Annotated in this window: 10 protein-coding genes and 1 pseudogene; 5 read left to right on the top strand and 6 right to left on the bottom strand. The window is 47.9% G+C overall.

From position 1 onward, the window contains the following. Window positions 1-26: 26 nt before the first annotated feature. Complete coding sequence (locus ACQ4MX_RS04155) at window positions 27-743, bottom strand: CBS domain-containing protein (RefSeq protein ID WP_431089496.1); 717 nt, start codon at window positions 741-743, stop codon at window positions 27-29. A gap of 184 nt (window positions 744-927) precedes the next feature. On the opposite strand from ACQ4MX_RS04155, the gene fsa reads away from it, so the two are divergent. The 3 genes from fsa to ACQ4MX_RS04170 all read left to right on the top strand — a co-directional run bounded on the left by fsa (window position 928) and on the right by ACQ4MX_RS04170 (window position 3647). Further along, window positions 928-1575 (top strand): fructose-6-phosphate aldolase, encoded by a 648-nt coding sequence (gene fsa, locus ACQ4MX_RS04160; RefSeq protein WP_134910245.1) that lies wholly within the window; start codon window positions 928-930, stop codon window positions 1573-1575. 415 nt (window positions 1576-1990) lie between these two features. Continuing rightward, window positions 1991-2446 (top strand): MarR family winged helix-turn-helix transcriptional regulator, encoded by a 456-nt coding sequence (locus tag ACQ4MX_RS04165; protein ID WP_431089497.1) that lies wholly within the window; start codon window positions 1991-1993, stop codon window positions 2444-2446. Window position 2447: 1 nt separating this feature from the next. Then, the gene (locus tag ACQ4MX_RS04170) at window positions 2448-3647 is read left to right on the top strand and encodes an MFS transporter (RefSeq protein ID WP_014280953.1); all 1200 of its coding nucleotides are present in this window, start codon (window positions 2448-2450) and stop codon (window positions 3645-3647) included. A gap of 70 nt (window positions 3648-3717) precedes the next feature. Here ACQ4MX_RS04170 and ACQ4MX_RS04175 read toward each other — a convergent pair whose 3' ends face one another. Together ACQ4MX_RS04175 and ACQ4MX_RS04180 are read right to left on the bottom strand one after the other, a co-directional pair. Beyond that, window positions 3718-5028, bottom strand: a complete 1311-nt coding sequence (locus ACQ4MX_RS04175; RefSeq protein WP_431089498.1) for an MFS transporter — start codon at window positions 5026-5028, stop codon at window positions 3718-3720. Window positions 5029-5118: 90 nt separating this feature from the next. Beyond that, window positions 5119-6834, bottom strand: a complete 1716-nt coding sequence (locus tag ACQ4MX_RS04180) for a methyl-accepting chemotaxis protein (RefSeq protein ID WP_431089499.1) — start codon at window positions 6832-6834, stop codon at window positions 5119-5121. A gap of 218 nt (window positions 6835-7052) precedes the next feature. Here ACQ4MX_RS04180 and ACQ4MX_RS04185 point away from each other — a divergent pair. Beyond that, window positions 7053-8002: pseudogene (locus tag ACQ4MX_RS04185) on the top strand (serine hydrolase domain-containing protein). A gap of 119 nt (window positions 8003-8121) precedes the next feature. Here ACQ4MX_RS04185 and yicI read toward each other — a convergent pair. Next, window positions 8122-10443, bottom strand: a complete 2322-nt coding sequence (yicI, locus tag ACQ4MX_RS04190; RefSeq protein WP_431089500.1) for an alpha-xylosidase — start codon at window positions 10441-10443, stop codon at window positions 8122-8124. Window positions 10444-10625: 182 nt separating this feature from the next. Here yicI and ACQ4MX_RS04195 point away from each other — a divergent pair, with 182 nt between their 5' ends. Then, a complete protein-coding gene (locus tag ACQ4MX_RS04195) occupies window positions 10626-11555 on the top strand; it encodes an AraC family transcriptional regulator (protein ID WP_431089501.1) in 930 nt (309 codons plus the stop codon). A gap of 198 nt (window positions 11556-11753) precedes the next feature. Here ACQ4MX_RS04195 and ACQ4MX_RS04200 read toward each other — a convergent pair whose 3' ends face one another. Then, complete coding sequence (locus tag ACQ4MX_RS04200) at window positions 11754-12095, bottom strand: darcynin family protein (protein WP_044646952.1); 342 nt, start codon at window positions 12093-12095, stop codon at window positions 11754-11756. Window positions 12096-12176: 81 nt separating this feature from the next. After that, complete coding sequence (locus ACQ4MX_RS04205; protein WP_431089502.1) at window positions 12177-12758, bottom strand: Crp/Fnr family transcriptional regulator; 582 nt, start codon at window positions 12756-12758, stop codon at window positions 12177-12179. Window positions 12759-12911: the final 153 nt, after the last annotated feature.

Here is a 12911-nt window from a genome sequence, read left to right on the forward strand (position 1 = left end):
CCTTTTTTCTTGTTCTACATCTTCTTTTACGTCTTCTCTTCCGTCAAGCTCAAAATAGCGTTCATAATGTCCGTTTTGGAAACCCGCCCCACCAATCCATTGGCCTGAATGGAGGAGGTCTCCATACACTGCTCGTCCATGACCGGAAGGCAATTGACCTGATGACGAACGAGTCTGGATATCGCCTCCAGCAGAGAATCACCCGGAGTAAGTGTCGTCATTTGTGCCCGTCGCGTCATCGCCATCGTTACCGGAACGGCGTGAAGATCGGTATGCCCCAGCGTCACCTTCAGCAGATCCTTGCGGGTAACAATTCCGATCAGCTCCTGATCCTCTCCCGTGACCATCAACGTACCCGTATTTTGCTGAAACAACATCAGTACCGCATCGTAAGCCGTAGCGTCACCGGAAATCAAAATCGGATCACTGAGCACATCAGCCACGGTCAGCTTTTTAAGCATGGTGCCGATATGACTTTCATATTTAGGATAACGCCCTGGCAAATATCCAACCTTGGGCTTGGCGTCTACCAGACCGAGCATGACGAGCAAAGCAAGATCGGAACGGAGGGTCGGTCTCGTCAGCCCCAACTCCTCAGCGATTTTATCCCCTGTAACAGGCGCCTGGCGCTGGACGATATCAACAATTTCCCGCTGTCTTTCAGACAGTTGAATAATGATTACCTCCTTATAGAATGGGGTAGTATACATTATAGATGAGCATCGATCGGTAAATTTCCGCATTTTCCGACAATTCATCAAATTTTAATCAAAGACCGCTTGTTTTCAATTTTAAAATGTGTCACAATTAAGTATGTAATACATACTAATTATAAGTTTAACGTGTGCAATATGCTACCTTTTATTAGCTGATGTGCATGGTGTGTGATATGTATTATGAATTATAAAACCCTGAGGAGGAAATCAAATGAAATTTTTCTTGGATACTGGTAACATTGAAGAAATCAAACGTATTGAACGTTTGGGTCTGGTTGATGGTGTAACAACGAACCCTTCGCTGATCGCTAAGGAAGGTCGGGTGTTCAAGGAAGTCATTCAGGAGATTTGCGGTATCGTTGAGGGCCCCGTAAGTGCTGAGGTCATTGGCTTGAAAGCCGAGGATATGCTCAAGGAAGCTTATGAGATTGCCAAATGGGCTCCAAACGTTGTTATTAAGCTGCCTATGACTGAAGACGGCTTGTATGCTTGTAACGAGCTGACCAAGAACGGGATTAAAACGAACGTAACGCTGATTTTCTCCGCGGCTCAAGGTTTGATGGCTGCCAAAGCTGGCGCTACTTTTATCAGCCCGTTCGTAGGACGTCTGGATGATATCGCCGTTGATGGTATGAAGCTGATTCGTGACCTGAGACAGATTTTGGACATTTATGATCTGAAAGCCGAAATCATTGCAGCCTCCATCCGTAACATCAAGCATGTGGAAGATGCTGCTCTGTCTGGTGCGCATATTGCCACCATTCCAGGTTCCCTGCTCCCTTCCCTGTGGAAACACCCGTTGACTGACAGCGGTATTGAACGCTTCCTGAAGGACTGGGAAACTGTACCTAAAGCCTAATTCGCCCGAAACGGCAAAACTATATTGCTTTAAACCCGAACAGCCCGTATATTGCGGGCTGTTTTTTGCCTCCGCATCATTTTCTCTCCATATCTCGCAAGTCTGCCAAAGGGCGCGTCAAGTTTCTCCAGCGTTCAGGCAAATCCTCACCATGATCCACGTAAACCGATTTCAGATAGCTAGACATATGGTTAACCCGATCCTCTACCAGCACCTCTCGTATGTCGGATGGCTTGACAGCGCCTCCCTAAATTGCTCCTGCGTAATTGCGGCTGCTATCTTGGTTCAGGAATCGGCAGATGAGCATTTATAGACAACTTTTTTTGACAAAACAACTTGTTTTACATATAATTGTTTTAACAATTAATTTATTTTTGAATTAATTTATGTACGGAAAACAGAAAGGAAGCTACTCATGAATAACTTGCCCCCGGATTGTTCCATCGGCATGCTGCTCGGCATTACCCACCGTAAGATGAGCCAGCAGCTTATGCAGCGCCTTAAACCTTATGATATTTCCCCTGAGCAATGGTCGGTTCTGTATCAAATTTACCAGGCAGAAGGTCTCAATCAGAAGGAAATTGCAGCTAAGGCGGTCAAGGACCAGCCGACTACGACCCGAATTATTGATTTGTTGGACAAGAAGGGTTGGGTTCGCCGTGTGAATAGTCCACAGGATCGTCGGGCTTATTTGCTTCATTTGACCGAAGCCGGTCGACAGCTCGTGGAGGAAACTCTTCCGGTCGAGCGCGACGCCAACCACGATTTTATGAAGGGAATTTCCCCTGCTGATCTGGAGCAATTTCGCCAAACTCTTTTACAAGTCCACGCTAACCTGACTCAATCGGAAAAACAAGGAGATAATGACTAACATGCAACAAGGCAAGCAACCTCTTTGGACCAAAGAATTTATCGTTCTAACGGTATCTAATTTATTTTTATTTCTTGAATTACAGATGATCGTATCTTCCATTCCTGCGTATGTTAAAAATACATTCCACGCCAGCTCCGTTCAGGTCAGCCTCGTCACTACGCTGTTCGCATTGAGCGCGATTGTGGCAAGGCTTTTTTCAGCCCGTATGCTGGAAAAAGGGCATCGCAATACCCTGATTTTCATCGGTCTGCTACTCGGATTAGCGGGTACGCTCGGATACAGCGTTTCACCGACGATTACGGTGCTGCTTCTCATGCGCATGCTGTTTGGTATCGGCTTCGGTTTGAGCAGTACCGCCTTTCCGACCATGGCCTCAGATGTCATTCCTGCCAAGCGTCTAGGTGAAGGAATGGGGTATTTCAGCTTGTCCACCAGCCTGGCGATGTCGATTGGACCGACCATCGGTATTTCGATGCTGCAATATGGCAGTTTTAATCTGCTGGTATATACGACCTCAGCTGTCATTGTCCTCATTTTCCCGTTGGCTTACTGGCTGATTCGCACCCTGCCGAAAGGACATGTTGAGCCGCCGATGGTTCCTTTGGAAGAAGGACGAAAACCGGCATTTAACCGCAAGCTCTGGATTCCCGCCTTGCTGAACATGCTCATGTCTATTACGTACGGCGGATTGATCGGCTTTATGGCGCTTTACGGAGATGAAGCCAATTTGTCGCACCCGGCCTATTTTTTCCTGTTTAATGCGTTGTCCGTCCTGATCGTACGTCCCTTCTCAGGCCGTATCTATGATAAAAAAGGAGCAAAAGCGCTGCTCATCCCCGGTTCCCTGTTCCTGTTCGGCGGTCTCATCCTGCTCTCCTACGCGCACAGTGATGCCTTCATGTATCTGTCTGCCCTTTGCTATGGCGTCGGTTTTGGCGTAATGCAGCCGACTTTGCAAACGTGGATGATTCAGGTCGTGTCGCCCAAGCAGCGGGGCATGGCAAACGGTATGTTTCTAAACTCCCTCGATTTCGGGATCGCTGCCGGAGCGCTTATTCTTGGTATTATCGCCAAAGCCAGCGATTATGCGTGGATGTATCGCCTTTCCTCGCTATTTATCGTATTGTTCCTGCTCATCTATATCATTCAGCTTGCTGTAGGTCGCAAGCCCAAGACACGTGTCCCTGTCGAGGGGTAAACATATTTCGAAAAGAGCACCCAACACCATGGCTTCATGGAATCGGGTGCTCTTTGGTTTTAGATCGCTCTTATTTTGCAGGGGTTTTGCGTCTCAATTTGGAAGAAAGCGGCTTTTTTCGTGATATATCTGACTGCCCCCCGGACACATTTATGCGTTCACCGGATTTTTCGTCTGAGGGTTCATCTTGCTTCGGTTTAACCGCAAACAGCATGAGCAGAGCCGCAATTCCGCCCACTCCGGCCATCACGCCAAAGAGCAGACTATGCCCACTGCTTCCGATCAGCAAGGATACAACCGGAGGACCTAGCGATACCCCGACAAAGCGCATACTGCTGTACAGGCTGGTAATCGTTCCGCGCTCCTCTTTTTCAATCCCTTTCGTAATCAGGGCATCCAAACAAGGAAGTGCCAGTCCAATTCCGGCTCCCCCCAATGTAAACAGTCCGATCACCGCATAAATATGTTGAAAAAATCCGAGAATGCCAAAGCTGATCGTCAACACGGCCAACCCGCCAAAACCGATCCATTTCATCCGTTTTTTGTGCTTACCGATGATCTTTCCTCCGATATAAGAGCACAGACAGAGAGAAACCAGCGGAATCGCCAGCACGAAACCCTTCCAGACTCCACGAAGATTGTAACGACTTTCCAGTATGTCAGATAAGTAGAACAGGACGCCAAAAATGACAAACATACAAATGCCACCCACGGCGAAAATAGCATATAGCCAGCGTCCTTTTTCGCTAAGCACCTGCTTCACATTTCCCACAAACTCTCGAAACGTAACCGGTTGGTTCTTACGTTTGGGCGCATGAATCAGCCAAAGCACCAAAATGAGTGAAATCAGACAGAGGCCCGGAATCACCGCCAATGGCAAAAACCAAAGGACTGCTCCCAATGCCGCACCAAGTATCGGACTTAGCACTTTTCCGAATGTATTGTACGTCTCAACTACACCCAGATTTTTGTTGGCTTCTTCCTCGTTCTCATACAAATCCCCCACGAGCGGAATGACAATGGGAAAAGCTCCCGCTGCTCCGACCCCCTGAAGCAACCGTCCCCCAATAATGGTCCAGTACGCTGCCTGATCATGAAGCAGCCATGCCCCCACCGCAGAAATTCCCCCGCCAATCACCGTGAGGATCAAGCAGGGCACAATCACGGCCTTGCGACCAAATCGGTCGGAGAGATATCCCGCGATTGGAATCAGCAAAATGGCAACTACCGCATATACCGTAATCAACATGCTAATGCGAAAGGAACTGACATGTAGCTTACGTCCGATTTCCGGCAAAACAGGAATCAGCATGGAATTGCCTAGCGTCATCATCAGCGGGATGGAACCTAATGCAAGCAGATTCCCTTTATTTTGTTGCATCCCGTTACCACCTTTGCAAAAGTAATAACACAACTGTCCAAAATGATTCAACAGGTGTTATTGTGTTTACATTGGTGCGGATTTATACAGCTATACCTTAAATCCTCCAACCCTTGCATTCAGCAATTTCGACATTTCTGCCAGCGTATGAATGGATGACGCGATATCCTCCATGGAAGCCAACTGCTCCTCAGCGGCTGCACTGACGCTCTGGGTTCCGCCTGCCGACTGTTCGGCTACTTCACGGATACGCTCTACGGCCTCCACCATTTGTCCCGATCCGGTAGACATCTGTCCCACAGAGCGATGTACACTGTGTATCTGTTCGCTAACCTGCTGAATGGAGCCGCCAATCTGACGAAATGCCGTTTCAGCCGATTCCATAATCTTCACGCCTGATTGAACTTCAACCGTTCCGGCTTGCATCGTTGATGCTACATGACCAACATGGTCCTGAATATGCTGCACAAATTGTGTAATTTCCGCTGCTGAAACGGATACCTGATCAGACAGCCTTCTTACCTCAGATGCTACGACAGCAAATCCCCTGCCCTGTTCTCCTGCTCTGGCGGCTTCAATCGACGCATTAAGCGCCAGCATTCCTGTTTGCTTGGCAATACCGGTAATGACGGAACCGATCATTCCAATCTGTTCAGCCTGTTCACTGAGCAGACGTACAGCACGAGCAGAGCTATCTACACTTTCGCTGACCTTTTCCATCTGCCGCATCGCTTGACCGATGGATTGCTCCCCTGCTTGCGCATCTCTGGCAGCCGTATCAGACAGCTCATATACCTGCTGGCTCGTCACCGCAATATGGTTGAGTCCGTCAGCAAGCTCCTTCACTGTATCGGTGGTGCGTGTAATATCATCGACCTGGTGCTCCATACCAGTAGCAAGCTCTTCCATCACACCGGAAGTATGACGATTGGCCTGATTCATCTCTTCAGTGCTCAGGCTTACCCGCTCGGCGGTCACAGATAACGTACGGGCTGTATCCTGAGCATCCACAATAATATTGCGAAAGCCCGCGATCAGCTTGTTGTACGAGCTGGCAATCATGCCAATTTCGTCTTTGGATGTAATATCGAGGCGGCTACGCAAATCTCCCCCGCCCTCCGACATCTCCAGCAATTGTTCATTCATGTGATGCAGCGGCCGGATCGAACGAATCAAAATAACCGATTGTGCAATACTGTAAATGATGATCAGACAGCCCACAATACTCGTTATCCAGGTAGTGTTCGTCATGGTTTGGTGCGCGTGCTGTATTTTCACCTTTACCATGTCCTCCTGAGCTTTGACGAACGCCATCATCTTCACATCAAGCTGCTTTCGTTGAACCCGTTCATTTTCAAACACATCGAGTAAATCCGAAAATGGCGGAAACATGTCTTTAGTACTCCGGTAACCCGCTGTATTCAATAAGCCATGGACATGGTTAAAATAGGCATTGATTCCCGTTTTCAGATCATCCATCTTTTTGTTTATATCCCCATTACTCGTATCGACCAAAGCTTCCGTTTCCCGTAGCAGCTTTTCGATTTCGCTCTGCTTGTTTTCGATCTCTTTACCATACTGTTCGTCCCGGGTTAGCAAATATCCACGCTCGTCATTAGATATTCCGTTCAATAAAAATTGAAGAGATTTTGAATTATATACAATGGTCTCCTCACGATTCACAATATCCCTATACTCGTTCTCATTGTGCACACTCAGAATATAGTTTGTCAGCAGCATGGCTGCAATGACACCCGGAATAAGCAGTGCACTAAGAATCATTTTGGCCTTGATTGTTAAATTCATGAATCGATCCCCCAGTTATGTCTGAATAAAATGTCCAACTTACTATATATCGTTTAATTTAGAGAAGTTTTTGAACGAAACGAGAATAGTGTATAGATTTCTCAATGTATTTGTGACAATATTGTGAACCAAAAAGGCCGCCTTCATTGTCTTAAGAAGCGGTTAAAAAATGATATACTTATTTTTTTATGTAGTATAAATGTCAAGGAGGGACTTACTTGAGTAGTTTGGAACTTACACCGCTTGTCCGTGGGCTGAAGGAGCTGGAAATTCGTAGCTGCCTGATCGTTCAGCAAGGGAACATAATGCTGGAATACTACCGTGAACCTCAATTCGCGAATGAACTCTATAAAATAAACTCCTGCACCAAAAGCGTGATTGCCGCACTAGTCAGCATCGCAATGGATCAGCAAATCGTACCACAGCCGGACACGCCTATCCTTAATTTTTTTCCCCAGATTGCCGAGGACAGCGATACGCGAAAGCGTGATATTACGATTGAACATCTGTTAACGATGTCCGCGGGCTTTAACTGGACTGAATTTGGCGGGCAAAATTCATTTCCGACGATGAGCCGAACATCAGACTGGGTGCAATTTGTGCTGTCACAGCCGCTGGCTGATGTACCAGGTACACGAATGGAGTACAACTCCGGCTGCTCTCAGCTTTTGGCTACCATTTTGCGTCATGCTTCTGGACAAGCGGTAGCTGAATTTGCCGAGCAGCAGTTATTCCAACCGCTGGGTATCGAAAACTACCATTGGGAAACCGATCCGCAAGGCACTCATACAGGAGGCTTTGGACTGCGTCTCAAACCCGTGGATATGCTTCAATTTGGACTGCTCTACCTGACGAAGGAAGCCGTGAAGGCCATCAGCTCATACAAGCTAAGACCGTCCGGCACTCCACCCGTGCGCTCCTTCCCGCGGCCAAGCCACAAAAAGCCTTTTACGGCTGGCACTGGTGGGCTTCTTCCTTTTCAGACGCAACGGAGAAAAGCACTGAAACGGACTATTATTACGCGCTCGGCTTTGGCGGTCAATATATTGTTGTCGTCCCGTCTTATGACATGGTGGTGGTCGTTACTGCTGACAAGTTCAAAAAGAAACGGACTCCTGTGGATATATTCAGGCAGTACGTTGTTCCGATGCTTCTCCAGCAAGGATAACCGGCAATTCCAAAGCAAAAAAAAGGCCTGCCCGTTGAATCAGGCAAGCCTCTTTTTGCAATACAATCGTTATACAAAAAAAATAGCGAATTTTATTTGTAAGCGAGAGTGTACATGAGCTATCCCAAATGAATGGTGAGCTCCTGTTGTCCGCTTGAGGCTGGTGTAATGGTCACACCCTGCTCTCCCGCTTGACTACTGCCATCCTCGACTTTAGCCTCGTGAATCCCTCTCAGTACCAGTGACCATGGTTTAACCGCACCCTCAGCCTTCACCGTAATCACAGAATCCTTGCGACTGGCTGTAAAGGTCAGCTCTTTTTCACCTGATGTGTTCACAATAACCGTCCGAGCCTGTTGGCCTTCGCCCAGCTCAAACAGGTGGAAAACCACTTGATCTGCATAATCGTAATCCGGACGGCTGTCCTCATGACCGATCGCCAGCAGCGTGTTCGGCTTCACCAGCACGGGCAAGGTTGTAAAATCGTGATGCTCGTTAACCCAGCGACCCCCTGTTACCGTGTCATTCGTCAATAAATTCGTCCATTGGCCCTCCGGTACATAATACTGCACATTGCCTTCTTTATTCAAGATCGGGGCTACCAAAATAGAATCGCCCAGCATGTATTGCAGATCCAGCGTTGCACAAGTCGGGTCCTGCGGGAATTCCAATACCATAGCCCGCATCATTGGCAGACCCTTTACCGAGGACTCCACAGCGGACGGGTACAGATACGGCATCAGCGAGCATTTGAGCTTTGTAAAGCTGCGTACCACATCCACCGACTCTTCATCGAACAGCCAAGGTACGCGGTACGATTCATTTCCGTGCAGACGGCTGTGGGAGGACAGAAGTCCAAATTGTACCCACCGTTTGTACACGTCCGGCGCTGCTGTTAATTCGAAGCCGCTAATGTCGTGACTCCAGAAGCCAAAGCCGCTCAAACCGAGCGATAAGCCGCCCCGCAGCGATTCCGCCATCGACTCATATGTCGACGAGCAGTCGCCGCCCCAGTGAACCGGGAACTGCTGTCCCCCGGCTGTGGCGGAACGTGCGAATAAGGCCGCTTCATTTTTACCCAGCTTTTCCTCCAGCACTTCAAATACAGCTTTGTTGTACAGATGCGTGTAATAATTGTGCATTTTCACCGGATCAGAGCCGTCATAATACACCACATTCGTAGGAATCCGCTCGCCGAAATCCGTTTTAAAGCAATCCACGCCCTGATCCACCAGTACCTTCAACTTTTCCTGATACCAGGTCACCGCAGCCGGATTCGTAAAATCAACCAGCCCCATACCTGCCTGCCACATGTCCCATTGCCACACGCCGCCATCTGCGGTTTTGACCAGATATCCGTTCTCCATGCCTTCATCGAACAAAATGGATTTTTCCGCAATATACGGGTTAATCCATGCGCAAATTTTAAGTCCCTTCGCTTTCAAACGTTGTAGCATGCCTTCCGGGTCCGGGAACATATCTTGATCCCATTGGAAATCGCACCATTGGTATTCCTTCATCCAGAAGCAGTCAAAATGGAATACAGAGAGCGGCAAATCACGCTCAGCCATCCCATCTACAAAATGATTCACCGTCGCTTCATCATAGTCGGTCGTAAACGAGGTGGTCAGCCACAAACCAAAGGTCCAGGCTGGTGGCAACGCCGGCTTGCCCGTCAGCTTGGTGTAATTGTCCAGCACCTCTTTAGGATTGGCTCCGCCAATAATAAAATACTCTAACGATTCGCCGGAGACGCTAAACTGCACCTTCGAGACATTTTCCGATGCAATTTCATACGATACCTTTTCCGGATGATTGACGAACACACCATAGCCTTTATTAGACAGGTAAAAGGGAATGTTTTTGTACGCCTGCTCACTGCTGGTGCCGCCGTCCTCATTCCAAATATCGACCACCTGCCCATTTTTCACAAACGGAGTGAAGCGCTCCCCGAGGCCGTAAATGTACTCCCCGATCCCCAGCTCCAGTTGCTCCCGGAAAAAAGGCTGATCCTGCGGGTCTGTAATGTATCCAGGCCCACGATGCCCGCTACCCGTGATTTTACGATCCTCCACATAAAAGCCTACGTCCCAGCTCTTTCCACGGCCGACCCGCACACTCAGATCGCCGCTTTGGAGCACCGCTGCGTCCTCACCTACCGTAATGTTCACCTCGGTCGGCAAGGTATGAATTTCAAAATCCGGTCCATGATGCACCCGTCCCTTGTGGTGGTTGAAGCGTACCCGAATGACATTCGGCATCGGCGAGCTATAGGTCGCTTTCAGTAACGCCCCGTTCAGGGTATCTCCCTTATGCTCGATCCGGTGAGTTGCCGCATATACCGTCATGGAAGCATCGTCCGTCACAATATCACGGATTTCCGCAGGGTTTTGTATTTCATAGCCCTTGCGGACCATCCAATAGCCATCTGTAAATTTCATCTGTTTATTTCCTCCGTTTCGATCTATATATTGGTGAACCCAAATCGCTTGTTGGATTTTTTCGAAATCCTTACTATAATAATATTGATTTATGTAAGGGTTTACTTCTTTTATTTTGACGTATTGTATCAATATTTTGATATTTTCTATACTAAACAGGCATCTGGAAGGGAGTGCAGGAAATGAATCGGGAAATGCTGCGGGAAAACCGTATTCATGGCAATCCCATGTATCCGGTCAGCGTGTATCCGGGCGTGGAACAGTTGAATGGAAATTGTGTACTGGAGTGTCATTGGCATGAGGAAATGGAGTTTATTGTTGTGGAGCGGGGCAGCGCGGTATTTCAGACGGATATGGCCTACACTGAGGTCAGCGAAGGTGAAGCCCTTTTTGTAAATAGCGGGGAACTTCACGCCGGGTATTTGAAGCGAGACCCTGACTGCGTATTCTCTGCCGTGGTGTTTCATCCAGATCTGCTGCACAGCCAGACACAAGATACGGTGCAGGAGCAGTTTATCGACCCTTTTATCAGCAAAAAGCTGGTCGCTCCCCCTCACATTCGCGGAGTCCTGCCCTGGGAACAGGAGGTGCTGACCGCGCTGCGTCGCATCATCACCAGCCATGAACAGAATGCACCTGCCCGTGAACTGGCGACCAAGGCACAGCTCTATAGCATCATCGCCAGCATGTATCCACATATGACCCCGGCTAACGGAGAGGACGTGATTATGGCAGGTCAACGCAGCAAGGTTGAACGGATCAAACAAGCGTTGGCGTACATCAACAATCATGCTCATGAGCCTATTCGTTTGCGGGATATCGCCGATGAGATCCGTATGAGCGAGGGCCATTTTTGCCGTTTCTTCAAGCAGATGGTACAAAAAAGCCCGGTCGAATACATCAATTACCACCGGGTTCAGAAGGCTTGCCGACTGCTGGAGCAAAGTGACCGCAAGGTGGTCGATATTGCGCTGGAGGTTGGCTTTGATAATCTGAGCTATTTTATCGCAACTTTTAAAAAATGGAACGGCATGACCCCTTCGCAATTCCGTAAGCAGCACGAAGCCGAACAGATGCTTGCAGCAGCCCATTTTGTCACAGATATGAGCTGAATGATGGCAAAAAGTAAAAGGCGAATCCTATATGCAACAGCCTAGGAATTCGCCTTTAATTAATCGTATATAAGCTGAACCAAAAATCACATGTTGCGCCACTGCGCAGACGGATGGTGCTTCCCATCGCTGTTGCTTGTAAAGCATCATTCCGTCTACTCCGTTTTCCTAGTTAATTTATCGGATTCAGCTTATATTTCACTTTTTCATCTGTAGTATTTCTGACTCGTATGACTGAAAGGCATTTTCCATCCCCATGACCACATTTTTAATCTTCATATATCCCTTGGTGTACGGCTCCGAGTCGCGAATTTCTTCCCACATATAGTGATACTGTTTCATATCCTCCGTTTCGCATACGACGAAATCGGTGTAATCCTTGCCAGGAAGCGCCTCTGCATCAAAAAAACGAACTTGAACATGCTCGCTATATTTTTGAATGCTCTCCTGCAAGGATGCCGCATATTTTCGACGCTCTTCCCGAGGCAAAGCCAGCCAGGAAGGATAAAATTCCAACAAAACAATCATCATATATCGCATATGCCTATCTCCTTTTTTATGAAGCTCGAATGGACTAACATGATTGTACTCTGCTTGTCCCCCAAGCTGCATTAACCTATGTTAATGCGGATCGCTGCGGAGCAATCGGCTAAGCGAAACGGGGGATACACCGATGTACGAAGCGATATGATATTGGGCAATTCGTTTGTCCAATCCGGGGTATTTGAGAAGAAAGGCTTGGTAACGTTCCTTGGCGGAAAGATACAAGAGTTCACGTTCCCGTTCCTCTTTTCGAATATATAGTCTCTCTACACTCTTGCGCACGAATCTTTCCCACATATGGCTTGTATCCATAAGCTCCTTCAGTACGTCATAGGGGATTTCAACGACTACCGAATCCTCCATAGCCTCAATGGTAAAGGTCGACGGTTGCCCTTGGACCATAGCCCCGTAAGAGGTTACATAATCATCTTCTGGCGAAAAGCCAACATTATACTCCCTGCCATCTGCCAAAGTGTAAAATAAACGGAAAAATCCCTCTGAGCAAAAATAGGCATGATTTACGGGTACACCCGTTTCAATTAGATACGTTCCCTGCTGCACATGCTTCACACGGGTTCGTTCTACAAATCTTTTCCAATCCTGCTCTATAATCAAAGCTTGATAAGCCATCTTCTCTAATGAACGATAATACTGATGCATATGCTTATTGCTCCCCGAATCCCTGTATAGAAGGAAACCTTTTTGATATTTAATGTAGAAAACAGGGGCTATCCCTCCAGTCTTTACAGACCTTATGGGACACCCCCTTTCAAAAACACATATCGTAGCTACGCCCATATGGGCTAAGGATTC

Origin of the sequence: Paenibacillus sp. 8b26 (genome assembly GCF_050626875.1) — a bacterium.
In the GTDB taxonomy this organism is placed as follows: domain Bacteria; phylum Bacillota; class Bacilli; order Paenibacillales; family Paenibacillaceae; genus Paenibacillus.

Excerpts from the sequence above, each read along its gene's own strand:
- yicI (WP_431089500.1), bottom strand. The coding sequence starts at position 10,443 with ATGAAATTTACAGATGGCTATTGGATGGTCCGCAAGGGCTATGAAATA.
- ACQ4MX_RS04195 (WP_431089501.1), top strand. The coding sequence starts at position 10,626 with ATGAATCGGGAAATGCTGCGGGAAAACCGTATTCATGGCAATCCCATG.
- ACQ4MX_RS04170 (WP_014280953.1), top strand. The coding sequence starts at position 2,448 with ATGCAACAAGGCAAGCAACCTCTTTGGACCAAAGAATTTATCGTTCTA.
- ACQ4MX_RS04200 (WP_044646952.1), bottom strand. The coding sequence starts at position 12,095 with ATGCGATATATGATGATTGTTTTGTTGGAATTTTATCCTTCCTGGCTG.
- ACQ4MX_RS04180 (WP_431089499.1), bottom strand. The coding sequence starts at position 6,834 with ATGAATTTAACAATCAAGGCCAAAATGATTCTTAGTGCACTGCTTATT.
- ACQ4MX_RS04165 (WP_431089497.1), top strand. The coding sequence starts at position 1,991 with ATGAATAACTTGCCCCCGGATTGTTCCATCGGCATGCTGCTCGGCATT.
- ACQ4MX_RS04155 (WP_431089496.1), bottom strand. The coding sequence starts at position 743 with ATGCGGAAATTTACCGATCGATGCTCATCTATAATGTATACTACCCCA.
- ACQ4MX_RS04205 (WP_431089502.1), bottom strand. The coding sequence starts at position 12,758 with ATGCATCAGTATTATCGTTCATTAGAGAAGATGGCTTATCAAGCTTTG.
- ACQ4MX_RS04175 (WP_431089498.1), bottom strand. The coding sequence starts at position 5,028 with ATGCAACAAAATAAAGGGAATCTGCTTGCATTAGGTTCCATCCCGCTG.
- fsa (WP_134910245.1), top strand. The coding sequence starts at position 928 with ATGAAATTTTTCTTGGATACTGGTAACATTGAAGAAATCAAACGTATT.